This is a genomic window from Stenotrophomonas maltophilia, from assembly GCF_002799245.1.
In the GTDB taxonomy this organism is placed as follows: domain Bacteria; phylum Pseudomonadota; class Gammaproteobacteria; order Xanthomonadales; family Xanthomonadaceae; genus Stenotrophomonas; species Stenotrophomonas maltophilia_S.
The window spans coordinates 420,079-441,414 of the sequence record NZ_NEQV01000004.1; the positions used below are offsets into that span (position 1 = coordinate 420,079).

Annotated in this window: 21 protein-coding genes and 1 riboswitch; of the genes, 15 read left to right on the top strand and 6 right to left on the bottom strand. The window is 66.7% G+C overall.

The genetic code is table 11. The annotated features are described in order from the left end of the window. Nucleotides 1-32: 32 nt before the first annotated feature. A riboswitch (cobalamin riboswitch) is annotated at nucleotides 33-260 on the bottom strand. Nucleotides 261-393: 133 nt separating this feature from the next. Together B9Y64_RS14250 and B9Y64_RS14255 are read right to left on the bottom strand one after the other, a co-directional pair. After that, nucleotides 394-1,803, bottom strand: a complete 1,410-nt coding sequence (locus tag B9Y64_RS14250) for a nicotinate phosphoribosyltransferase (RefSeq protein ID WP_100441260.1) — start codon at nucleotides 1,801-1,803, stop codon at nucleotides 394-396. Nucleotides 1,804-1,867: 64 nt separating this feature from the next. Then, nucleotides 1,868-2,917, bottom strand: a complete 1,050-nt coding sequence (locus tag B9Y64_RS14255; protein WP_413482566.1) for a bifunctional nicotinamide-nucleotide adenylyltransferase/Nudix hydroxylase — start codon at nucleotides 2,915-2,917, stop codon at nucleotides 1,868-1,870. A gap of 194 nt (nucleotides 2,918-3,111) precedes the next feature. Here B9Y64_RS14255 and B9Y64_RS14260 point away from each other — a divergent pair, with 194 nt between their 5' ends. Further along, nucleotides 3,112-5,004, top strand: coding sequence for a patatin-like phospholipase family protein (locus B9Y64_RS14260; protein ID WP_100441262.1), 1,893 nt, complete (start codon nucleotides 3,112-3,114; stop codon nucleotides 5,002-5,004). A 73-nt stretch (nucleotides 5,005-5,077) separates the two neighbouring features. Here the strand turns inward: B9Y64_RS14260 and B9Y64_RS14265 are convergent, their stop codons facing one another. After that, a complete protein-coding gene (locus tag B9Y64_RS14265; RefSeq protein WP_100441263.1) occupies nucleotides 5,078-6,031 on the bottom strand; it encodes a DUF1028 domain-containing protein in 954 nt (317 codons plus the stop codon). Between the two features lie 650 nt (nucleotides 6,032-6,681). Continuing rightward, nucleotides 6,682-8,049 carry a helix-turn-helix domain-containing protein gene (locus tag B9Y64_RS14270; RefSeq protein WP_100441264.1) on the bottom strand — a complete coding sequence of 456 codons (1,368 nt, stop codon included), beginning with the start codon at nucleotides 8,047-8,049 and terminating at the stop codon, nucleotides 6,682-6,684. A gap of 115 nt (nucleotides 8,050-8,164) precedes the next feature. Here B9Y64_RS14270 and B9Y64_RS14275 point away from each other — a divergent pair, with 115 nt between their 5' ends. The 5 genes from B9Y64_RS14275 to mmsB are packed head-to-tail and all read left to right on the top strand — an operon-like array spanning nucleotide 8,165 to nucleotide 13,704. Beyond that, entirely contained in the window at nucleotides 8,165-9,670 is a 1,506-nt protein-coding gene (locus B9Y64_RS14275) for a CoA-acylating methylmalonate-semialdehyde dehydrogenase (protein WP_100441265.1), read from the top strand. A gap of 14 nt (nucleotides 9,671-9,684) precedes the next feature. Beyond that, nucleotides 9,685-10,851, top strand: coding sequence for an acyl-CoA dehydrogenase family protein (locus B9Y64_RS14280; RefSeq protein WP_100441266.1), 1,167 nt, complete (start codon nucleotides 9,685-9,687; stop codon nucleotides 10,849-10,851). Continuing rightward, a complete protein-coding gene (locus tag B9Y64_RS14285) occupies nucleotides 10,848-11,645 on the top strand; it encodes an enoyl-CoA hydratase (RefSeq protein ID WP_100441267.1) in 798 nt (265 codons plus the stop codon). The genes B9Y64_RS14280 and B9Y64_RS14285 overlap by 4 nt, the downstream gene beginning before the upstream one ends. After that, the gene (locus B9Y64_RS14290) at nucleotides 11,642-12,817 is read left to right on the top strand and encodes an enoyl-CoA hydratase/isomerase family protein (protein WP_100441268.1); all 1,176 of its coding nucleotides are present in this window, start codon (nucleotides 11,642-11,644) and stop codon (nucleotides 12,815-12,817) included. Before B9Y64_RS14285 ends, B9Y64_RS14290 begins: the two co-directional genes overlap by 4 nt. After that, the gene (mmsB, locus tag B9Y64_RS14295; RefSeq protein WP_100441269.1) at nucleotides 12,814-13,704 is read left to right on the top strand and encodes a 3-hydroxyisobutyrate dehydrogenase; all 891 of its coding nucleotides are present in this window, start codon (nucleotides 12,814-12,816) and stop codon (nucleotides 13,702-13,704) included. The genes B9Y64_RS14290 and mmsB overlap by 4 nt, the downstream gene beginning before the upstream one ends. 210 nt (nucleotides 13,705-13,914) lie before the next feature. Here mmsB and B9Y64_RS14300 read toward each other — a convergent pair whose 3' ends face one another. After that, complete coding sequence (locus B9Y64_RS14300) at nucleotides 13,915-14,340, bottom strand: organic hydroperoxide resistance protein (protein ID WP_004153735.1); 426 nt, start codon at nucleotides 14,338-14,340, stop codon at nucleotides 13,915-13,917. A gap of 111 nt (nucleotides 14,341-14,451) precedes the next feature. Beyond that, nucleotides 14,452-15,408 carry a cation diffusion facilitator family transporter gene (locus B9Y64_RS14305; protein ID WP_100441270.1) on the bottom strand — a complete coding sequence of 319 codons (957 nt, stop codon included), beginning with the start codon at nucleotides 15,406-15,408 and terminating at the stop codon, nucleotides 14,452-14,454. 378 nt (nucleotides 15,409-15,786) lie between these two features. On the opposite strand from B9Y64_RS14305, the gene B9Y64_RS14310 reads away from it, so the two are divergent. From B9Y64_RS14310 to B9Y64_RS14350, 9 genes are all read left to right on the top strand, one after another. After that, on the top strand, nucleotides 15,787-16,299 hold the full coding sequence (locus B9Y64_RS14310) for a head-tail connector protein (RefSeq protein ID WP_069138078.1): 513 nt from the start codon (nucleotides 15,787-15,789) through the stop codon (nucleotides 16,297-16,299). Beyond that, nucleotides 16,296-16,646, top strand: a complete 351-nt coding sequence (locus tag B9Y64_RS14315) for a head-tail adaptor protein (RefSeq protein ID WP_100441271.1) — start codon at nucleotides 16,296-16,298, stop codon at nucleotides 16,644-16,646. Before B9Y64_RS14310 ends, B9Y64_RS14315 begins: the two co-directional genes overlap by 4 nt. Before the next feature lie 23 nt (nucleotides 16,647-16,669). Beyond that, complete coding sequence (gene gp17, locus B9Y64_RS14320; protein WP_100441272.1) at nucleotides 16,670-17,026, top strand: tail completion protein gp17; 357 nt, start codon at nucleotides 16,670-16,672, stop codon at nucleotides 17,024-17,026. Between the two features lie 71 nt (nucleotides 17,027-17,097). Continuing rightward, nucleotides 17,098-17,757, top strand: a complete 660-nt coding sequence (locus B9Y64_RS14325; RefSeq protein ID WP_100441273.1) for a phage tail protein — start codon at nucleotides 17,098-17,100, stop codon at nucleotides 17,755-17,757. Continuing rightward, nucleotides 17,757-18,065, top strand: a complete 309-nt coding sequence (locus tag B9Y64_RS14330; protein WP_100441274.1) for a phage tail assembly chaperone — start codon at nucleotides 17,757-17,759, stop codon at nucleotides 18,063-18,065. The genes B9Y64_RS14325 and B9Y64_RS14330 overlap by 1 nt, the downstream gene beginning before the upstream one ends. 8 nt (nucleotides 18,066-18,073) lie before the next feature. After that, a complete protein-coding gene (locus B9Y64_RS14335; RefSeq protein ID WP_238379904.1) occupies nucleotides 18,074-18,373 on the top strand; it encodes a DUF1799 domain-containing protein in 300 nt (99 codons plus the stop codon). 162 nt (nucleotides 18,374-18,535) lie between these two features. Then, complete coding sequence (locus tag B9Y64_RS14340; RefSeq protein ID WP_238379905.1) at nucleotides 18,536-19,819, top strand: phage tail tape measure C-terminal domain-containing protein; 1,284 nt, start codon at nucleotides 18,536-18,538, stop codon at nucleotides 19,817-19,819. Then, nucleotides 19,816-20,145 carry a phage tail protein gene (locus B9Y64_RS14345; RefSeq protein WP_100441276.1) on the top strand — a complete coding sequence of 110 codons (330 nt, stop codon included), beginning with the start codon at nucleotides 19,816-19,818 and terminating at the stop codon, nucleotides 20,143-20,145. Before B9Y64_RS14340 ends, B9Y64_RS14345 begins: the two co-directional genes overlap by 4 nt. Nucleotides 20,146-20,147: 2 nt before the next feature. Continuing rightward, a complete protein-coding gene (locus tag B9Y64_RS14350; protein WP_100441277.1) occupies nucleotides 20,148-21,314 on the top strand; it encodes a hypothetical protein in 1,167 nt (388 codons plus the stop codon). The last annotated feature ends 22 nt before the right edge of the window (nucleotides 21,315-21,336 follow it).

Sequence of the window (21,336 nt, forward strand, 5' to 3'; positions counted from 1 at the left end):
CCTCGGAGATTCCAGGTCGGATCAGGGGACGGTCGTGTCCCCTGGCCGGGGCCGGTATTCGGGCTGATGGACACGGGCCGCAGCCCACCTACTACCTGCCGCTTCCCAGGCGCGAGCCCAGTGCTGTTGGCAGATTCGTTTCCATTCACCGCTGCGGGGCAGCTCCGGAATGGGCGCGCGAGGCGCCTTCACCGGATTCCCGTTTAAATCCCTGCCGCCATCCAGCCACGGCAGGGATACCTTCGGCGTGTGCAAAGTGGACCTGTTGGCGGCGCGGGTCAAGAGCGCAGGGGTCAGAGCCCGTTGTGGGGCGTCAGGATCCGACCCCAGCGGAAGGAAGGGGTCGGATCCTGACGCCACGCAGCGGGCTCTGACCCCGGTCGGGATGCACCTTCAGCGCCCCGTAGCGGCCCGGGCCCGGATGTCATCCATCCGCTGATCGTGCAGCAGGCGGCCGTTCTCCCACACGGTCACCATCGCGTCCTCGAAGCCGGCCGGCAGCGTTTCGTCACCGCCGGGAGGCAGCGCCACCGTATGCAGGCTGCCGTCATCCAGGCGCCGCAGCAGGCGCATGCGGCCGCGCTTGCTGGTCTTGCCGGCATCGGTGACCGGATCCTTGTAGACGTCGATCCACTCACCGTCGATCCTCGCCGCCGAACACTTCAGTGCGAACTTCTGCGTATCGCGGTCCAGCCGCTGCAGCAGGGCGCCGCCCATGCCGAAGGCCACATTGTCGGCGGCATAGCCGTCGTTGGTGATGCGCTGCAGGATGGCGCGGATCGTATCCGGGTTGATGCCATCGCCCTGGATCACCCGCACGTGGTTGAGCACGCGGTAGCCCTTGCCGTTGATCGTGTGGCCGAAGGCTTCATCCAGCCGGCGCAGGCTTTCGGCCACCACCTCCACCGGGTCGCCCGAGTCGGGGCGGATGACCAGGGTGGCGCCCGAGGCGATCACTTCATCGCGCAGGGTGGTACCCCAGTGCTCGCTGATGGCCCGGTAGATGTCATAGCTGTCCGACACCACCGCTACGATCGCACCGGGCCTGCCGAACTGGCGCAGCATGTTGCGGTAGGCATCCACCTCGCGCTCGCGGCCCCAGCTGGTGATGGTGCTGTGCTCGGCGGCGGGAATCGAATAGCCGGCCATCGGTGCGTGATAGTGCGCGCGGGCCAGGCACAGGGCCGATACGGTATCGGTGCCGAGGAAGTTGACCAGGTGCGCGGCACCGCCCAGCGCGGCCGATTCCAGGCTCGATACACCGCGCGCGCCGAAGTCGTGCAGCTTGAACGGCAGCTGCCCCTGCGGATCGTCGCTGGTCTGCTGCAGGAACGCTGCAATGGTCTGCCGTGCATGCCAGCTGATGGTGGCCACGGTGACCGGGTACCACACGCGCAGCAGCAGCGTCTCCAGGTACGACGGTACCCAGAACGCGGCCAGATCGGTCGATTCAATGGTCATCAGTGCCTGCTGGGTGGGCACCACGCTGCCCTCGGGCACGGCACGGACGCGCACCGGCAGATGGCCGCCAAGCCGGTCGACGATATCGCGCCAGCCGGCCTCGTTGAACGGTTCGCCATGGGCGGCGAACAGCGCGGCGGCGTCGTCGATGTCGGCGTGGGTGACCGGCCTTGCCAGGGCGTCCTTGAGGATCGCCTGCAGGCCGAAGAACACCGTGCGATCGTGCAGGCCGCCACGTGATTCCACGTAGAAGAACGTGGCATCGGTACCCGGTGGGTACTGCAGCCAATGGCTGGCCTTGTAGCTGTCGGTGTTGAGGAGAAGATTATCGAGGTAGTGCATGACGGAAGCTCCTTCGCGTCGAGTGGCACCGGCGGTCTATCCGCCGGTGGGAAAGCCGGGCCTGTCAGCCGCGGCCGAGGAAATACTCCAGGATGTGCAGGTGGTCTTCGAACAGCTGCGGGCCCATGTCCAACGCTTCACTCACCGGTATCCAGCGCGCCTTGTCGGCGTCGTCGCCGCCGCGCACCGGCGGCAGTTCGCCGGCCGGGAATTCGAAGTGGAAACCGTGGGTGATGGTGCGGCCGCGCTGGCTGCGGTCGGGGTGGTCGAAGACCTGCTGGCCCTTCAGCGAACCCTTCAACACCGGAAGCGGAATCTTCAGCCGGGTTTCCTCGCGCAGTTCGCGCAGGCAGCTGTCGAGCAGGCTCTGCTCCTGGCCGACGAAGCCGCCGGGCAGCGCCCACAGCCCCTTGCCGGGTTCCGAACGGCGCCGCACCAGCAGCACGTGGCCCGAATGCACCACCACCGCATCGGTGGTGACGAAGGTAGGCGCGTAGGGCGCGTCCTTCCAGGCTGCCTTGTACTGTTCGATGAAGCGGTACTCGGCCACCAGCTGGCCATACGCCGGCGCGCTCCTGCGGAACGCTTCGAGCATGTCGTACACCGGCGCCGGCACGTTGCCACGCAGCATCAACAGCGCGCCGTGGAAATCGACGTCGCCGGCCTCGAACAGGTAGCGCCGCAGCTCGGTGGCCGACAGGGTGGCGGTGTGTTGCACGTCCACCAGCGGCCACTGCGGGAATTCACGCAGGTAGTAGCTGGACGCGTCCTTGTCCATGCCGATCAGGCCCACCTTCGCATCGGCGGCGGCGCCGTCGTTGCGCAGCGCTTCGGCCACCTGGCGCTGCACGTTGGCGATCCACTGCGCTTCGTTGTACAGGTGGTCACGCAGCGGCCGGATCAGCAGGCGGTCGGTGTGGCCATCGAGGGCAGCCTGGATCATCACGGCGCGTTCGGCCACGGTCCAGGGATTGCGGAGGCTGCGGGGAGTATCGGCAGAACCGACCAGGAAGATCAGCTTGCGGGCCCGGCTCAGGGCCAGGCGGGCAACGGCGGCGTGGCCGTTGTGGAAGGGCTCGAATCGCCCGATGAAGACGAGATAGTCGAATTCCATGAGAATCCCTCATGTCGTTGTGGCAGCCGCGGGTCTGTCCCTTGGCTTGCTGCAGATGCTACGCCGATGGCGGGGCCGGTCAAGCCTGCAGGCATGCCATCGGCTGAACGCCGTAGCTTCCTGCCGGGACTGCGCTGTTGTTCTCAGGCCCTGAGAAGCCTCTGCGCCATACTGGCACCCACGCGGCGGACGGCATGCTCGGGGGCAAGACAATGGCGGACAAGTACTGCGATCTGGTCATGAAAGGCGGCATCACCAGCGGCATCGTGTACCCCAATGCGGTACTGGCGCTGGCGCGCGAGTATCGGTTCAAGAGCATCGGTGGCACCTCGGCCGGCGCCATCGCCGCCGCCGTGGCGGCTGCGGCGGCCTGCGGTGATCGCCGCCAGCAGGCCGGCGCGCACCTGCCTGGCGATGCCGGCTATGGCGGGTTGTCGGCGGTATCGGCGCAGCTGTCGCGGCGCGGCTTCATCTACAGCCTGTTCCAACCGGCGCGGGGCGCGCGCGCCGCCTATCGGCTGCTGGTAGTGCTGACCGGCAATGCCAGCCTGCCGCACAAGCTGCTGTGCCTGGCCGTTGCCGTGTTCGAGATCGCGCCGCTGGAAGTGCTGGTGTCGCTGGCGCTGCTGCTCGGCCTGGGCTGGTGGGGCGGTGGCTGGAGCGGTGTGGCCGCCACGCTGCTGCCATCACTGCTGTGCGCGTACGGTGCCGGCGTAGCCGGTGCTGCGCTGCGCGTGGCGCGGGTGGCGCGGCGCAACCTGCTGGGCCTGTGCAGCGGCCTGGGCCACGATGCACGCACACCGGCACTGACCGAGTGGTTGCATGAATGCCTGCAGCAGCTGTCCGGCAAGCCACTGGATGCACCGCTGACCTTCGCCGACCTGCACGATGCGCCGCGCTATGCCGGAGAGCCGGACAGCCCGCATGCGATCAGCCTGCAGATGATCACCACCTGCGTGTCGCACAACGAGCCACGCACCCTGCCGCTTGGCGGCGCGCAGTTCTGGTTCCTGCGCGAGGAGTTCGAGCAGCTGTTCCCCGCCAGCGTGGTGCAGTGGCTGGTGAAGCAGGCCGGCCCGCCGCTGGAGGTGGAAGGGCGGCAGTACTACCACCTGCCGCAGGGCCCGAAGCTGCCAGTGCTGGTGGCCACGCGCATGAGCCTGAGCTTCCCGCTGCTGATCAGCGCGGTGCCACTGCATGAGCCCTCGCGGCGCGAGCGTCGCTGCGAACCCACCGCGCCCGCAGCCGACCAGGAGCACAACGTCGCCGACAGCATGGAAGGGCTGACCAGTGCCGGGCAGGCCTGCGGCCCGGTGATCACCGCGTTCCGCATCTGCTGGTTCTCCGACGGCGGCATCAGCAGCAACTTCCCGATCCACCTGTTCGACGCCGCGCTGCCGCGCTGGCCGACCTTCGCCATCAATCTGGTCTATCCGCAGCACGCCGAAGATGTCAGCCACGGCAGCAGTGGCCGCCAGGCGCTGGAACATGCCGTATTCCTGCCCACCGAGAACCGCCACGGCTGGCAGCGGACCTACCAGTCGATCGCCACACCGTTGGCGGCCGCCGAGCTGGGCCGCTTCCTGTTCGCGGTGGTGGCGACCATGCAGAACTGGCGCGATCTGCTGCAGGCGCGCGCGCCGGGTTACCGCGACCGCATCGTGCACGTCAGCCTGCAGGGCGACGAAGGTGGCATGAACCTGGACATGCCGCAGGAGGTGCTGACCCGCATCGCCGACAAGGGCAGCCTGGCCGGTGCGCGCTTCTGTTCGTTCTCGTTCGAGAACCACTACTGGATCCGCTGGCGCAACCTGGCCTCGGCCTACCAGCGCTACACGCTGGAAGTAGCGCGTACCGACGACCCGGCGCAGCAGGTGCTGGCCTACCGCGCGGCGTACTCGATGGTTGCCCGCGGTGAACCGGCACCGCCGTCGTACAAGCTGGGCTCGGAAGACAAGCGGCTCGCCTCGCAGCAGCTGTGGGGCTTGATGGTCGAGCAGGGACGCACCTGGGAGGACCTCGGCCCGGACCTTACCGACGGTGCACCGCGCCCGCTACCGCAGATGAAGGTGACGCCGATCTACTGATCGCCGTACGGCAACGCCTCGCCCTGTCCGTCCTGGTGGGTGCCGACCCTGGTCGGCACGATGTTTCCGGACATCACCGCCAGGGCGCTACCACCGCGTCACCCTGCAATGGCGCATACAACGGCAGCGCCAGCTCCTGCTTCACCCAGCCGGGATTGAGTGCACGCAACCCCGCCAGGTACTCGCGGGCCAGTGCGGCATCGCCCTGGCGCATGGCCAGGCGCGCGGCGCGTGCCCAGGTGCGGTCCCAGCCATGGGCCAGCGACAGCGACGTCGCCAATGCAGCGCGCGCACCTGCCACATCGCCGTTCTCCCAACGCTGCTCGGCGTCGATGATCGCGGCATTGGACAGGCGCATGTCGTACAACTGGCGCAGGCGTGCAACCGCATGCGGATCGGCATCCACGCGCAGGTCGGTGTCCTGCCAGTCGCCGCCGGGCGTGCGCACCAGCAACGCCGCCGACCATTGCCCACTGCGCTGCCCGCCCGCCGCCTGCCCGGCTTCCAGCGCGGCCAGCAGGCGGGCGGCCAGTTCGCCGCGGGTAGTGGCGAAAGTCCGCTGCATGGCGGCCAGCACCTCCGGCCCGGCCAGGCCGTTGCCCTGCACGCTCACCTTGCCCTCGCCCTGCGCACCGGCCCAGTCGGCCTGCTGTGCGGTGGCGCCGGTGTACTGCGCATTGCCGCCACGTGCGCTGACCAGCCCGACCTGGCGTTCGGCGATCGTGGTGCCGTCGAAGTCGCCGTCCTCATCCAGCAACTGCTTGAGCACCTGGGCAGGAGTGCGTCCCTTGGCCATCAGCTCCAGGCCCTTCGACCCATAGGTCGGGTTGGTCTCGAACTGGCTGGCGACCGCGCCCACCTTCGCCTGCGCCCACGGTACGCCCACGCCCCCGACCGCCAGATTGTGCGTGGCCACCGCCACCCCGCAGTCGCCGGCCTCGTTGCAGGCGGCGATGGAAAACGTTGCCCATGCCGGCGTAGCGACGGCAGCGAGCAGTAGAGCCAGGCAGGGACGCAGCAGGGACATGGCCATCTCCAGGGCGGGCATTGCAATGGGATGCAGCCTACGCGCGAAAGGTTTAGTAGATCCACGCCACGCGTGGATGAATCTCCATCGGAATCGAATATCTCGGCGATTCAACGAAGAGCAGCCGAGCATGGGCTCGGCTCTACACCAGACCGCGATGGAACGTTGCCGATGCCGGCGTAGCGACGGCAGCGAGCAGTAGAGCCAGGCAGGGACGCAACAGGGACATGGCCATCTCCAGGGCGGGCATTGCAATGGGATGCAGCCTACGCGCGAAAGGTTTAGTAGATCCACGCCACGCGTGGATGAATCTCCATCGGAATCGAATATCTCGGCGATTCAACGAAGAGCAGCCGAGCATGGGCTCGGCTCTACACCAGACCGCGATGGAACGTTGCCGATGCCGGCGTAGCGACGGCAGCGAGCAGTAGAGCCAGGCAGGGACGCAACAGGGACATGGCCATCTCCAGGGCGGGCATTGCAATGGGATGCAGCCTACGCGCGAAAGGTTTAGTAGATCCACGCCACGCGTGGATGAATCTCCATCGGAATCGAATATCTCGGCGATTCAACGAAGAGCAGCCGAGCATGGGCTCGGCTCTACACCAGACCGCGAGGGGAGGTGCAGGGCGCAGCCCTGCCGCCCCCCCTTACCGCCCCGGCAACTGCGCGAACGCGCGCTGCATGCAGTCCTCGCGCGGGCACACCCGGCAACCCGGGCCGATCGACACCGAATTGCCCGGGCTCTGCACATCCAGCCCTAGCGAATACACCAGCCGTTCGGCATGCTGCAGATCGCAGCCCAGTGCCACCGCGAAGGTCTTGCGTGGCTGGCCATGGCCGACCGGACCACTGCTGACCTGCCGCGCCAGCCAGAAATGGCGGCGCCCGTCGGGCATGCGCGCCGTCTGCGTAAGGATGCGCCCGGGCTGGTTGAACGCCTCGTAGACGATCCACAGCGGGCACGACCCGCCCACCTGCGAGAAGTGGAAATCGGTGGCCGAATGGCGCTTGGATACATTGCCGGCACGGTCCACGCGGATGAAGAAGAACGGCAGGCCAGGCGCGCTGCGCCGTGCCAGCGTGCTCAGCCGGTGGCAGACCGCCTCGAAGCCGACGCCGAACTGATGCGCCAGCAGCTCGATGTCATAGTTGCTGGCCTCGGCCGCACGCAGGAAACGCATGTACGGCATCACCAGCGCCCCGGCAAAGTAATTCGACAGGCCGATGCGGGCCTGCGCGATGCGCGCGTCATCGGTGAACCCGGCGCGCGCCACCACTGCATCGATCTGCGCCAGGTACCCGTGCAGGGCCAGTTCGGCGGCCATCTGGAACGCCTGCTGGCCCGGTTCCAGATAATCGGGCAGCCATAGCCGACGTGTGCCGGCGTCGAACTGGCGTTTCTCGCGCCCGGCCTGCAACGCGGCCACTTCCACCAGCACGCCGTGGCGGTCGGCCAGCAGCTGGCGCAGGCGCGGTGCCACATGCCCGGGCGACAGCCCCCACTCGGCGAACAGGTGCTCGGCCAGCTCGTCCAGCTCGGGAATGTGGTTGTGCATGCGGTTGAAGAACTCACGCACCTGGTCACCGGCCGGCAGGGTGCTGCCAGCGCCGGGTTCGCCCAGCTGGAATTCCAGTGCGGCGGCATGCTCGCGCAGCGCCAGGTGGCGGCGGTGCAGGTCCAGCAGCGCGCGGCTGACCTGCGGCAGGTTGCCCGCCAGGGCACGCAGTTCGGTCGCGCTGACCTCGGCCAGGCCCAGGTCGCGCAGGGTTTCGCCCAGCGCTTCCTGCAGCGCGGCGGGCTCATCTTCGTCGAACAGCGCAGAAACATCGCCGAGCACCTGGCCCAGCTTTTTCTGCACCGCAGGGGTCAGGGGGCGCTTGTTGCGCTCGATCTGGTTCAGGTAGCTGGCCGACAGCCCCAGCGCCCGCGCCAGGTCCGCCTGGCTGTAGCCGCGCTGTTCGCGCAGCCGCAGCAGGCGCAGGCCGAGTTGCCGCTGGGGAGCTGAATAATTCACAAAATTAACAGGAATCGTGGGGCGCGTTGGCCAGATTAAGCGGATTCAGCGCGGAAATCGAGGTGGGTGCTGTGAATAATGCCAAGCATCTTTCGCACCCTGTGGGATTGTCGTCATGACTGTTGCAGCGCCCCGTATCCGCATGCTGATCGATGGCCAGTTCGTTGAATCGGCTACTTCCCATTGGCAGGACGTGATCAATCCGGCCACCCAGGACGTGCTGGCCAAGGTGCCGTTCGCCACCACCGGCGAAGTGGACGCCGCCGTCGCCGCCGCCAAGGAAGCCTTCAAGACCTGGCGCAAGACCCCGATCGGCACCCGCGCGCGCATCTTCCTGAAGTACCAGCAGTTGATCCGCGAGAACATGAGCGAGCTGGCCCACATCCTGACCGCCGAACAGGGCAAGACCCTGCCGGATGCGGAAGGCGATGTGTTCCGCGGGCTGGAAGTGGTCGAGCATGCGGCCGCCATCGGCAACCTGCAGCTGGGCGAGCTGGCCAACAACGTGGCCACGGGCGTGGACACCTACTCGATCATGCAGCCGCTGGGCGTGTGCGCCGGCATCACCCCGTTCAACTTCCCGGCGATGATCCCGCTGTGGATGTTCCCGATGGCGATTGCCACGGGCAACACCTTCATCCTCAAGCCGTCCGAGCAGGACCCGATGGTCACCATGCGCCTGGTCGAGCTGGCCCTGGAAGCGGGCATTCCGAAGGGCGTGCTGAACGTTGTCCACGGTGGCGAAGAAGTGGTCAACGCCATCTGCGACCACCCGGACATCAAGGCCGTGTCGTTCGTCGGTTCCACCCGCGTCGGCACCCACGTCTACAACCGCGCCTCGCTGGCCGGCAAGCGCGTGCAGTGCATGATGGGCGCCAAGAACCACGCCGTGGTGCTGCCGGACGCCAACAAGGAACAGACCCTCAACGCGATGGTCGGTGCCGCCTTCGGTGCCGCGGGCCAGCGCTGCATGGCCGCTTCCACGCTGGTGCTGGTCGGTGAAGCGCGCAACTGGGTGCCGGACCTGGTGGCCAAGGCCCAGACCCTGAAGGTCAGCGCCGGCACCGTGTCCGGCACCGACGTCGGGCCGGTCATTTCCTGCAGTGCCCGCGAGCGCGTGGAAGGCCTGATCGCCTCGGGCGTGGAGCAGGGCGCCAGGCTGGTGCTCGATGGCCGCAAGCCGCAGGTGGATGGTTTCGAGAAGGGCAACTTCGTCGGCCCGACCATCTTTGCCGGTGTCACCACCGACATGCGCATCTACCAGGAAGAAATCTTCGGGCCGGTGCTGGTCATCCTCGAAGCAGAAACGCTGGAAGACGCCATCGCGATGGTCAACAGCAACCCGAACGGCAACGGCACCGCACTGTTCACCCAGTCCGGCGCCGCCGCGCGCAAGTTCCAGGAAGACATCGACGTCGGCCAGGTCGGCATCAACGTGCCGATCCCGGTGCCGGTGCCGCTGTTCTCGTTCACCGGTTCGCGCGCCTCCAAGCTGGGCGACCTGGGCCCGTACGGCAAGCAGGTGGTGCTGTTCTACACCCAGACCAAGACCGTCACCGCACGCTGGTTCGATGACGAAACGCTGAGCCACGGCGTCAACACCACGATCAGCCTGAAGTAACGGCAGGAGCAGCCATGAGCCACTCGATGACGACGGAACTGGAAGAAGCGCAGCAGGCGTACCGCGAGGCTGCGCGCGACTTCGCACAGGCCGAACTGGCGCCGCACGCCGCGCGATGGGATGCGGAGGGCATCTTTCCGCGCGAGGCGATCGCCAAGGCCGGTGAACTGGGCTTCTGCGGTCTGTACATGGACCCGGAAGTGGGCGGCAGCGGCTTGAGCCGACTGGACGCCGCCGTCGTCATCGAGGAGCTCGCCAATGTCGATCCATCGACCGCGGCCTACATCAGCATCCACAACATGGCCTCGTGGATGGTATCCAAGTGGGGCCAGCCGGCATTGCGCGATGCGTGGGGCCAGGACCTGGCCGCCGGCCTCAAACTGGCCTCGTACTGCCTGACCGAGCCGGGTGCCGGTTCCGATGCGGCCTCGCTGAAGACCACCGCCGTGCGCGATGGTGACTTCTACGTGCTGAACGGCTCCAAGGCCTTCATTTCCGGCGCCGGTGCCACCGAGCTGCTGGTGGTGATGGCGCGTACCGGCGGTGCCGGTGCAGGTGGCGTCAGCGCCATTGCAGTGCCGTCAGACCTGCCGGGCATCAGCTTCGGCCGCAAGGAAGAGAAGATGGGCTGGAACAGCCAGCCCACCCGCGGCATCACCTTCGAGAACGTCCGCGTGCCGGTCAGCCACCTTCTGGGAGAGGAAGGCGGCGGCTTCAAGCTGGCGATGAAGGGCCTGGATGGCGGCCGCATCAACATCGCCGCCTGCTCGCTGGGTGCCGCGCAGGGTGCGCTGGATGCTGCACGCCGCTACATGGGCGAGCGCCGCCAGTTCGGCAAGGCGCTGGCCGAGTTCCAGGCGCTGCAGTTCAAGCTGGCCGACATGGTTACCCAGCTGGTGGCCGCACGGCAGATGGTGCACACCGCCGCACGCAAGCTCGATGCCGGTGCCAGTGATGCCAACGTGTGGTGCGCGATGGCCAAGCGCTTCGCCACCGATGCTGGCTTCAACGTCTGCAATGAAGCGCTGCAGATCCATGGTGGCTACGGCTACATCCGCGAGTACCCGATCGAGCGCCTGCTGCGTGACTGCCGCGTGCACCAGATCCTGGAAGGCACCAACGAGATCATGCGGGTGATCGTTGCCCGTCACCTGCTCAACACCGAAGAGGAACTGCGATGAAGGATTGGCGTACCCAGGAGCACGTGGGCCTGAAGGTCGAGGTTGATGGCCACACCGCCGTGGTCACCCTGAACAACCCGCCGGCGCATACCTGGACCGTGCACAGCCTGTCGGCGCTGCGCGACCTGGTCGGTGCGCTCAACGCGGACCGCGACATCTACGCGCTGGTGATCACCGGTGACGGCGAGAAGTTCTTCTCCGCCGGTGCCGATCTCAATCAGTTCGCCTCCGGCGACAAGGCTGCCGCACGCGAAGCCGCGCGCCGCTTCGGTGAAGCCTTCGAAGCGCTGTCGGCATTCCGTGGCGTGTCGATCGCCGCGATCAATGGCTACGCCATGGGCGGTGGCCTGGAATGCGCGTTGGCCTGTGACCTGCGCATCATCGAAGACCACGCCCAGGTCGCGCTGCCGGAGGCCACTGTCGGCCTGCTGCCGTGCGCCGGTGGTACCCAGAACCTGCCGCGCCTGGTCGGCGAGGGCTGGGCCAAGCGCATGATCCTGCTGGGTGAGCGCATCAACGCCGAGACCGCACTGCGCATCGGCCTGGCCGAGGAAAAGGTCGGCAAGGGCGAAGCCAAGGCACTGGCACTTGAGTGGGCGAAGAAGGCCGGCAAGCAGAGCCCGACCAGCATCGCCGCCTGCAAGACCCTGGTGCAGTCCACCCGCACCGGTACCCACGCGTCGGCGCTGGTGGCTGAACGCGAAGCGTTTGTCGACCTGTTCGACACCGCCGACCAGGTTGAGGGTGTGACTGCCTTCCTGGAAAAGCGCGCCGCGCAGTGGAAGAACGCATGAGCACCGACACCGTTGCCGACGACGCACCGGTGCTGTTTGAAGAGCGCGCAGCCGGCAATGGCGCGCGCATCGGCATCGCCACGCTCAATGCGCCGCGTACGCTCAACGGCTTCTCGCTGCCGATGGCGCACCTGCTGCTGAAACAGTTGAATGCCTGGGCCGACGACGACGGCATCGCCATGGTGGTGCTGCAGGGTGCTGGCGAAAAGGCGTTCTGCGCCGGTGGCGATCTGCACAGCCTGTACCAGAGCATGGTCGCCTTCCGCGAGGCCGGCCGCAGTGACATCCGCGAGAACGACTACGCGGCCGAGTTCTTCGACGTCGAGTACCGCGTCGACTACCTCATCCACACCTACGCCAAGCCGATCCTGTGCTGGGGCCATGGCATCGTGATGGGCGGCGGCATCGGCCTGATGTCCGGCGCCAGCCATCGCGTGGTCAGCGAGCGCTCCAAGCTGGCCTTCCCGGAGATCACCGTCGGCCTGTTCCCCGATGTCGGTGGCAGCTGGCTGCTGCCGCGCGTGCCGGGCAAAGGTGGCCTGTTCCTGGCCCTGACCGGCGCGCTGCTCAATCCGGGCGACGCGATCTACGCCGGTCTGGCTGATGTGCACGTGGCCGAGGAACGCCGCAGCGCGGTGTTCGATGCGCTGCTGCAGGTGGCCTGGTCGCGCGATCCTGCACACAACCACGAACGCCTGACCCATCTGCTGCAGTCGCATGCCAGCGACGCCGCCACCGGCCCGCTGCTGGCCAATGCGGCGCAGGTTGATGCGTTGTGCGAAGGCGATGACCTGCAGGCCATCGTTGCGCGCATTGCCGGTCTGCAGACCGACGATGCCTGGTTGCAGGCGGCACAGAAGACCCTCGCCGCCGGTGCACCGGGTTCGGCACGATTGTCGTACGAACTGCAGCGTCGCAGTGCCGGGCAGGACCTGGCTGCGATCTATCGCCTGGAGTACATCGTCGCCCTGCATTGCGCCGCCCACGGTGATTTCACCGAAGGCATCCGCGCGCTGCTGATCGACAAGGACCGCAATCCGCAGTGGAAGCCGGCCACCCTGGCCGACGCCACCGGCGCGTGGGCCGACACTTTCTTCGCTTCCCCCTGGGCCGATGCCGCGCACCCGCTGGCCGACCTGGGCACTCCCCTTGTTGAAAGGAGCCTTGCATGAGCCGCATTGCATTCATCGGGTTGGGCAACATGGGTGGCCCGATGGCCGCCAATCTGGTCAAGAACGGCCACACCGTGCGCGTGTTCGATCTGGTCCCGGCCGCGGTGCAGGCCGCCGTCGATGCCGGTGCCAGCGCGGCCGCATCGGCGCGCGAAACCCTCGCCGATGCCGAGGTCGTGATCTCGATGCTGCCGGCCAGCCGCCACGTCGAAGGCGTGTACCTGGGCGACGACGGCATCCTCGCCGCGATCCCGGCCGGTGCGCTGGTCATCGACTGCAGCACGATCGCGCCGGCCAGCGCCCGCAAGGTCTCGGAAGCGGCCGCCGCGCGTGGCCTGCAGATGATCGACGCGCCGGTATCCGGCGGTACCGCCGGTGCCCAGGCCGGCACCCTGACCTTCATCGTCGGTGGCGAAGAGGATGCGCTGGAACGCGCACGTCCGGTGCTGCAGGCGATGGGCAGGAACATCTTCCACGTCGGCGCCAGCGGTGCCGGCCAGGTTGCCAAGCTGTGCAACAACATGGCGCTGGGCGTGATCATGGCGGTGACCGGCGAAGCCATCGCCCTCGGCGTGGCGCACGGGCTGGACCCGAAGGTGCTGTCGCAGATGATGGCGGTCAGTACCGGCCGCAGCTGGGCCACCGAAGTGTGCAACCCGTGGCCGGGCGTGCTGGAAAACGCGCCGGCCTCGCGCGGCTACAGTGGTGGCTTCGGCAGCGATCTGATGCTGAAGGACATGGGCCTGGCCGTGGAAGCGGCGATGAGTGTCGGCGCCTCGATTCCGCTGGGCGAAGTGGCCCGCAACCTGTACTCGATGAACCACCAGGCCGGCCGCGGCAAGCTGGACTTCTCCAGCGTCGTGCAGCTCATCACGAGCGAGAAGTGACCTGGTAGTGCCGGCCGCTGGCCGGCAACCTCATGCCCCCGTGCGGGACAACGAAGGTGGGATGGGCGGATGTTCGGTTTCGACCGGCATCCGCCCATTTTTTTGGGGTCGGATCCCTTTCGCATCGCGAAAGGGCTCTGACCCCGAAGACGCCGCGGTTGGGGTCAGAGCCCTTTGCCATTGGCCAAGGGATCCGACCCCGGAGCCGCATCAGGCAACGATCAGGGTCACGTCGATGTTGCCGCGGGTGGCGTTGGAGTACGGGCACACGATGTGTGCCTTCTGCACCAGTTCTTCCACCTGCTCGCGCGGCACGCCCGGCACGTTGATGGTCAGCTCGGCTTCGATGCCGAAACCGGTCGGGATCTGGCCGATGCCGACCTTGCCGGTGACGGTGGTGTCGGCCGGCAGTGCGACCTTGGCCTGGCCGGCCACGAACTTCAGCGCGCCCAGGAAGCAGGCCGAGTAGCCAGCGGCGAACAGCTGTTCCGGGTTGGTGCCCGGGCCACCGGCACCGCCCAGCTCGCGCGGGGTCGACAGCTGGATGTCCAGCACGTTGTCGGACGAGACGGAACGGCCTTCACGGCCGCCGGTGGAGGTGGCCTGGGCGGTATACAGAACCTTTTCGATGGACATCGGGATGCTCCTGGTCAGTGGGTGGGTGTTGCGTTGGAGCCTACTTTGCCCGGTTTCTGCGTACGTTGGGTTGCAGTTCGTACGAAAAACTTGATTGATCGTCCCGTCAGCCTAGATCGTCCATTCGCGGTCGGTGGTGAACATGATGGTCAGCCAGCGGTCCGGCGAGGCCTCGCCCAGCGCATCGCCGATTTCGTCGCGCAGCTGATCCCATTCCACCAACGGCCGCGGCGGGTCGTCCTCACGCACCACGAAGAACAGCTCGATCTGCTCGCCACGTCCCACCTGGGCGACGTAGCTGCGATGCTCGACGAAGCCGTGCCTGGCGACGATCGCGCGTGCCACCGCGTCCACGTGCGCCTGCAGTTCCGGCGGAGTGACCAGCAGGATGCCGGCCAGCGCCCGGCGCACGGTGCCGAGCGGGGCAATCATCACCAGCACGCAGACGAAGGCGAGGATGGCCGGGTCGATGTACGGCCCGACCCAGGCCAGCGAGGTGCCCCGCACCAGCACGCCACCGAGGAAGGCCAGCAGATAGCAGGCTGACATGCTGGCGGCGATCACCCAGTTCTTGGCGTCCAGTGCGATGAACTCCGAACCAATGCGGCGGTTGGCGCGCAGCACGAACCCGGCCAGCGCACCTTCTCCGATGATCGACAACCCGGCGAAGGCGATGGCCGGACCCAGCGCGATGTGGCGGCCGCCGGACATCAGCGCGTCCACTGCATTGACCAGCGCATACAGCGCCGCGCCGATCATCAGCGTGCCGCTCACCCCCAGCACGATCGGCTCCAGGTGCCAGAAGCCCATGGTGAAGCGCTGGTTGAGCCGCGACTGCAGCGCGTCGGTGCTGGTCGACAGCGCGATCAGCCGCGCCACCAGCAGCGACAGCCAGGTCATCACCACGTCGATCAGGCCGTAGATGCCGTCGAAGATGATCAGCGAGGAGTTGGCCAGCAGGCCGAACACCACTGCCGCCGCGGCCAGCAGCAATGAGCCTGCGATGGACAGGCGCAGCACGCCCTGTTCGGTACGCGTATCGAAGAAGCGTTCGGTGGTGGCAGGCATGCGGAAATCCAGCGGGAAATGGGCTGCGGAAGCAGCGCGCTGCCATTCTATCCAGCCTGCAGCAGGGCGCCGTGACCGCACCCGCACAGCGTCTGGAAAAGTCACCAGACTGGTAACGGTTTGCGGATTGACGGGTGCACACCCGAAGCGTATCGTTTGTACCACGATGACATAGAAGCCTCCGGTGACCCCGGGGGCTTCTTTCGTTTGCGCCATCGCGCGCTGCGAGGTCATCGCCACCGGCGCTGACGTTGCTGTAGCGGCCGTTCTGTTTTCCGCCCCGATCCTGCTTTTCCCGCGCCGTCCTGGTGACCGCGTGGGGCGCCGCCGTGCGCGCAGGGTCGGGGCACTCCACATCCATCAACGAAGGAGGATTCGATGCCCCTGCTGACCCTTGAGCAGTGCCGTGCGCACTGCCGTATCGACGGCGACTTTGACGACGCCATCCTGGGTGACCTGCTGGCTGCAGCCAGCGACGCAGCCGCGGCCTACCTGGGCCGCGAACTGTACGCCGACCAGGCCGCGCTGGACCAGGCGCTGGACCAGCTGCCGCAGGACATGGCGGCGGCGGTGACCGGGCATGAAGCCGCGGTTGCCGCCGCCAATGCCGAGACCAACGCGGCCAAGGCCAAGGCCATGCGTGATGTGGCCGACCGCCGCCTGGCCGTGGCCACCGCGCGCAGCGCCCGCCTGCTGCTGGGCATGCCGGCCAACGACAGCATCCGTGCAGCGGTGCGCCTGCTGCTGGGCCACCTGTATGCCCACCGCGAAGCCGTGGTCGTCTCTGCGCAGACGCTCGACGCCCCGGCAGGCGCCACCGCCATCGCAATGGAGCTGCCGTTCGGCGTGGCCGCGCTGCTTGATCCGTACCGACCGGCCGCAACGCCATGAACGCCGGCCACTTCAATCGCCGCATCCGCATCGAGCGCCAGGACGGCCGGCTCGATGCCTGGGGGCAGCCACTGGAGGCCTGGCAACCGGTGGCCGAACTGTGGACCGCCATCACCGCCGATGCCACCGACAGCGGCCAGCGGCTGACGCTGGAAAGCCGACTGCCTGCAACCATCCGGCGCCAGCGCTTCCATGTCCGGCTGGCGGCCGCACGACAGGCCGGCATCCACGTCGGCATGCGCATCGTGCATGACGGTCGTGTTTTCAACATCACCGGCGTTGCTCCCGACTTCAGCCGGCGCCAGACCACGGTGCTGTTCACCGAACACTCTTCAGGCATTGCCTGAGCGACGCCAACCAGGACACCGCGATGAGTTACGAAGCACAGCTGCACGCGCTGCTGGCCCCGCTGCTGCAGGGCCGGCTGTATCCCGACGTCCCGCCGGAACCGGTCATCTACCCGTGCGCCGTCTACCAGCAGATGGGTGGACAGTCCGTGTGGTTCAACGAAGGTTCCACTCCCGAACAGAAGCACGCCCGCGTGCAGCTGACCGTCTGGGCAGACAGCCGCGCCCAGGCCAACACCCTGATCCGCGAGATCGAGGACCAGGTCTGCGCGGGATTGCCGACCGCCGAGTCGTTCGGCGCTGCAATCGCCGTGCATGAGCCGCTGCTGCACAAGTACGGTGCGCGGCTCGATTTCGGCCTGTGGTACGTCGACCCGTAAACCGCATCACCCGTGCAACACCCCAGCCCGGCAACCGCCGGGCTTTTTTTCATCCAACGAGGAAATACACCATGGCACTCAAGCTTCCCAAGGGCACCCAGTTCGGTTTCGCACCGGTCGTCTCCACCGCCATCGCCACCAGCGCGATCTCCAAGGCCGCGCCGGCACTGGCCAGCGTCGCCGCCAACAGCGTCGACACCGGCGATGTGGTGGTCATTGAACTGCCGGGCTGGCCGGCCCTGAACAACCGCGCCACCCGCGCCGGTGCCGAAGCCACCGGCAGTGTTGAACTGCTGGGCATCGACACCACCGACACCGTGCTGTTCCCGGGCACCAGCGGTGCCGGCGTGCTGCGCAAGGCCGGCGCCTTCGTCGACCTGGACCAGCAGGGCGACCCGACCACCGCCGGTGGCGAGCAGCAGTACTGGAGCGGCACCCTGCTGGAGGACCCGACCGGCCGCCAGGTCCAGCTGCCGACCTTCAAGAACGCCAAGACCATCACCCTGCCGCTGTTCTACGACCCGAAGAAGCCGTGGTACGCAGCGCTGAAGAACGCCGACGCCAAGGGCGAGCCGGTGATCCTGCGCGCAAAGCTGATCGGTGGTGACGTGCTGTACTGGTACGGCTACCTGAGCTACAACGGCGACCCGACCATGGCCGCCAACACCCCGATGGGCACCACCGCAACCTTCACTGCGCTGGCTGATTCCATCCTGGTCGAGGGCGCCTGATGTTCCAGGTAAAGGCGCCGGAGAGCTTCAAGAGCACCCTGACCATCGTCGGTCACGGCCGCGAGCAGAAGCTCAACCTGACCTATCGGCATCTGCCGGTGGCCGACTATGCCAGCCTGCTGGAGCGGCTGGGCGATGACACGTTGAGTGTGGCCCAGGCGATCCTGGACATCGTCGTCGACTGGGATGCGGACGTCACGCTGGATACCGCAGGTGTCGAACTGGCCCTGCAGCAGCAGGCCGGCCTGGATGGCGCCATCATCGGTGGCTACACCCAGGCCCTGCAGGTCGCACGCAAGGGAAACTGATCGAGGCGGTGGGGGCCCTGTACTGGCGGGCCCCCACCGAGTCCGAGCTGCTGCAGCTCGGATTGAAGGCAAAGCACTTTCCGCCGCCACAGGTTGAGCTGTGGCCGGAGTGCGTACTTCCCATCGAACTTTTCTCGCGGGTTGCCACCCAGTGGCGCGTCGGCGCAGGTGGCCCGATCGGGCTGGACTACAACGTGGTCTACCACGAGCTGCAGCGCGAAGCGCTCGACAGCGAACAGTACGACGAGGTGATGGCGGGCATCCGCATCATCGAGCGTGCGGCACTGGAGCACATGCAACAGGAATGAGCCGGCCATCGCGGCAACGCCGATGGCCGGTCCCGACTCCGCCGATGCGGAGCCGACTCTCCCGAGGAACACTCAATGAGCACTACATCGCCTGGCAGCACACGGGCCGCCGTGGAGGCCAGCAACGCATTGGAAACGGCCATGCAGGCAGCAAGGCGCAGCATGACCGAGATGACCGGCACCACACAGGAGTTCCAGCGGCAGCTGGAAAAGATCAATACGGTGCAGCAGGCATTCAATGCCGTGCTGACCACCAGCGCATCGCTGGTCACCGCACTGTCCACGCAGCTGACTGCCCTGAACACGCAGCTGCAGGCGGCGGCGAAGGCGGGCGCAACCGCAGCGGGCGCGGACGCCGGCAAGGCTGAAAAGAAGCAGGAGAAGGCGCAGCAGGATGACATGGGCCGAGCGGGCATCCGCAAGGGCCTGGGTGGCGCGCTCGGCGACTACATCGGCAAGACCGAAAACACCGCGACGGCTGCCAAGAAGGCGTTCGACAAGGCATTCACCGGCGCTGACGAAGCCCTGCGGAGCTTCGTGACCACCGGCAAGTCCAAGTACAAGGAACTGGCCCAGTCCATCCTGGCCGACCTGAAGATGATTGCCGCACAGCAGGCGCTGGTCTGGGGGGCGAGGAAGATCGCCGACCTGATGGGGATCGACCTGACCCCCAAGGATGCAGAGAAGGACGAGGCGGCAACTGCGGCAGGCCTGCCGGCTTCCAAGGATGCCAAGGCCGGCGAAGCCAAGGCGGGAGGTACCAAGGACGCCAAGGACACCAAGGATGCCAAGGCCGCCACAGGTCTTTCGGGGTTCCGCAAAGGCTTCGGCAGTGCGCTCGGCGAATACATGGAAAAGACCGAGAACTCCGCCAAGTCCACCCAGGATGCATTCTCCAAGGCATTCACCGGAGCCGAGGCGGCGCTGCAGAGCTTCGTGAAGACGGGCAAGTCCAATTACAAGGACCTGGCCAAGTCGATCATCGCCGACCTCAAGATGATCGCCATCCAGCAGGCAATCGTCTGGGGCGTCAAGAAGATCACCACACTGCTCGGTTATGGCCCGGGGGCGGAGGCCAACGCCAACGGTGGCGTCTACCAGTCGCCCAGCCTGTCGGCCTACTCCGGAGGCGTCTACAACACCCCGCATCTGTTCGCCTTCGCCAAGGGCGCCGGCGTATTCGGTGAAGCGGGACCGGAAGCGATCATGCCGCTGCGGCGCGGGCCGGACGGTCGTCTCGGTGTGGCCGCGCACGGCGGCGGCGGTGGTGGAGTGGGTGTAAGCATCCGCATCGACAACAACGGTGGCAAGGAAGTCACCACCAACGAAGGTATGCTGCAGCAGTTCGGCAACGAGATCGGCCAGTTCGTGGAACGCAAGTACCGCGAACTGCAGAGTCGTGACCTGAAGGCGGGTGGTGTGCTCAGCAGGAGTGCCATGCAATGACCGATACCTTCACCTGGCCGGCAACCAGCCAGAGCACCGGAACCACCACCGCCGCCGTGAAGCGCGCGAAGTTCGGTGATGGTTATGCGCAGGCCGCCGCCGATGGCCTGAATGCCACCTCGCGCAGCTACCAGCTGCAGTTCGTCGGCAACCGCAGCACGATCAACGAGATCGTGGCCTTCCTGGATGGTCATGCCGGCCGCAGCTTCCTGTGGAAGGGGCCACTGGGGCAGGGGCTGTACATGTGTGATTCCTACACCGACAGCCATCTCGGCGGGCAGGTATCGACCATCACCGCCACGTTCGAGCAGACCTTCCAGGCGTAGCCATGAGCATGGATCTTGAACGGATCGACCTGGATACCATCCAGCCCAACGGAAAGCGCGGAGAGACCCAGCGGCCCGCCTTCACCAAGATCAACCAGAACTTCCAGCAGGTTGGCCAGGCGGTCAATGACATACCTGGGCAGCTGGCGGACGCCATGGTCCGCACGCCAGCGCGGCGCAATCGCCTGATCAACGGCAACTTCGACATCTGGCAGCGCGGCAGCAGTTTCAGTATCTCCGGGAACTACACGGCCGACCGCTGGTTCCTGCAGAAGGGAAGCGTCGAAGATGCCGTGTTCAGGCGAAACCCGGTTGCTGCAGGTGACAACAACTTCCCGCTCAGCACCTACACGCTGTCAGTCAGCTCGAGTGGCAACACGGATGGGGCAAATCACTTCTTTGTCTTCGAGCAACGTGTGGAGGGTGTCCGCAGCCTCACCGGTGTGGAAAGTACCGTCTCGTTCCTGGTGTTCAACGCGGGAGCGGCTGGGCGAAAGATCGCTCTTGAATTTGCCCAGACGTTTGGCGCAGGTGGAAGCACCCCCGTTCTGGGAATCGCGCCAGAAGTCTTCGAGCTGGCTCCGGGCCTGAACCGCATCCGTAAAACGGTGACATTGCCCACCATTTCAGGGAAAACCCTGGCGGGTGAGGGTGCGGCCGTGGTCGGCATATGGGTGACAGCGGGCACGAACTTTTCCGCTCGCACTGCTGGACTTGGCGCGCAGCAGGGCCAGCTCTACTTCGGAGAATTCCAATGGGAGGCGGGCACGCTCGCAACGCCTTTCGAGTGGAGACCGAGGAGTGAAGAGCTATGGCAGTGCCAGCGCTACTACCAGGTAGATGCCCTTGGCGCGGACTTCGACGGGGGACTGCGCTTCAATGCCGGCGTGGGTCTGATCCGGGGAGACAACGCGGTGTATCTCACCTATCGATTCAATCAGCGAATGCGGGTAGCGCCCACAGTCAGCTTCTCGAACCTGTCGCAATGGCGATTGCTTACCGGCAACGGCGCGACTGGCCTGACGGCGCTCAGCGCGGCCGAAGTCTCGTTGACCCGGATGACCATCATCGGCGCATTGAGCGGTGCTACGGCCGGCCAGGCCGGCATCCTGCAGAGCGGAGATTCGGCTGCAGAGGGGACCGGGTTGACCCTGGATGCCGAAATCTGAGGTCCACGGGCCGGCTGGAGAG

What these genes read in the sequence shown, in the direction of transcription:
- B9Y64_RS14265 (WP_100441263.1), bottom strand. Translation starts at nt 6,031, where the DNA reads ATGTCCCTGCTGCGTCCCTGCCTGGCTCTACTGCTCGCTGCCGTCGCT.
- B9Y64_RS14260 (WP_100441262.1), top strand. Translation starts at nt 3,112, where the DNA reads ATGCTCGGGGGCAAGACAATGGCGGACAAGTACTGCGATCTGGTCATG.
- B9Y64_RS14315 (WP_100441271.1), top strand. Translation starts at nt 16,296, where the DNA reads ATGAACGCCGGCCACTTCAATCGCCGCATCCGCATCGAGCGCCAGGAC.
- B9Y64_RS14310 (WP_069138078.1), top strand. Translation starts at nt 15,787, where the DNA reads ATGCCCCTGCTGACCCTTGAGCAGTGCCGTGCGCACTGCCGTATCGAC.
- gp17 (WP_100441272.1), top strand. Translation starts at nt 16,670, where the DNA reads ATGAGTTACGAAGCACAGCTGCACGCGCTGCTGGCCCCGCTGCTGCAG.
- B9Y64_RS14255 (WP_413482566.1), bottom strand. Translation starts at nt 2,917, where the DNA reads ATGGAATTCGACTATCTCGTCTTCATCGGGCGATTCGAGCCCTTCCAC.
- B9Y64_RS14345 (WP_100441276.1), top strand. Translation starts at nt 19,816, where the DNA reads ATGACCGATACCTTCACCTGGCCGGCAACCAGCCAGAGCACCGGAACC.
- B9Y64_RS14280 (WP_100441266.1), top strand. Translation starts at nt 9,685, where the DNA reads ATGAGCCACTCGATGACGACGGAACTGGAAGAAGCGCAGCAGGCGTAC.
- B9Y64_RS14250 (WP_100441260.1), bottom strand. Translation starts at nt 1,803, where the DNA reads ATGCACTACCTCGATAATCTTCTCCTCAACACCGACAGCTACAAGGCC.
- B9Y64_RS14290 (WP_100441268.1), top strand. Translation starts at nt 11,642, where the DNA reads ATGAGCACCGACACCGTTGCCGACGACGCACCGGTGCTGTTTGAAGAG.
- B9Y64_RS14305 (WP_100441270.1), bottom strand. Translation starts at nt 15,408, where the DNA reads ATGCCTGCCACCACCGAACGCTTCTTCGATACGCGTACCGAACAGGGC.
- B9Y64_RS14325 (WP_100441273.1), top strand. Translation starts at nt 17,098, where the DNA reads ATGGCACTCAAGCTTCCCAAGGGCACCCAGTTCGGTTTCGCACCGGTC.
- B9Y64_RS14330 (WP_100441274.1), top strand. Translation starts at nt 17,757, where the DNA reads ATGTTCCAGGTAAAGGCGCCGGAGAGCTTCAAGAGCACCCTGACCATC.
- B9Y64_RS14275 (WP_100441265.1), top strand. Translation starts at nt 8,165, where the DNA reads ATGACTGTTGCAGCGCCCCGTATCCGCATGCTGATCGATGGCCAGTTC.
- mmsB (WP_100441269.1), top strand. Translation starts at nt 12,814, where the DNA reads ATGAGCCGCATTGCATTCATCGGGTTGGGCAACATGGGTGGCCCGATG.
- B9Y64_RS14340 (WP_238379905.1), top strand. Translation starts at nt 18,536, where the DNA reads ATGACCGAGATGACCGGCACCACACAGGAGTTCCAGCGGCAGCTGGAA.
- B9Y64_RS14350 (WP_100441277.1), top strand. Translation starts at nt 20,148, where the DNA reads ATGAGCATGGATCTTGAACGGATCGACCTGGATACCATCCAGCCCAAC.
- B9Y64_RS14300 (WP_004153735.1), bottom strand. Translation starts at nt 14,340, where the DNA reads ATGTCCATCGAAAAGGTTCTGTATACCGCCCAGGCCACCTCCACCGGC.
- B9Y64_RS14285 (WP_100441267.1), top strand. Translation starts at nt 10,848, where the DNA reads ATGAAGGATTGGCGTACCCAGGAGCACGTGGGCCTGAAGGTCGAGGTT.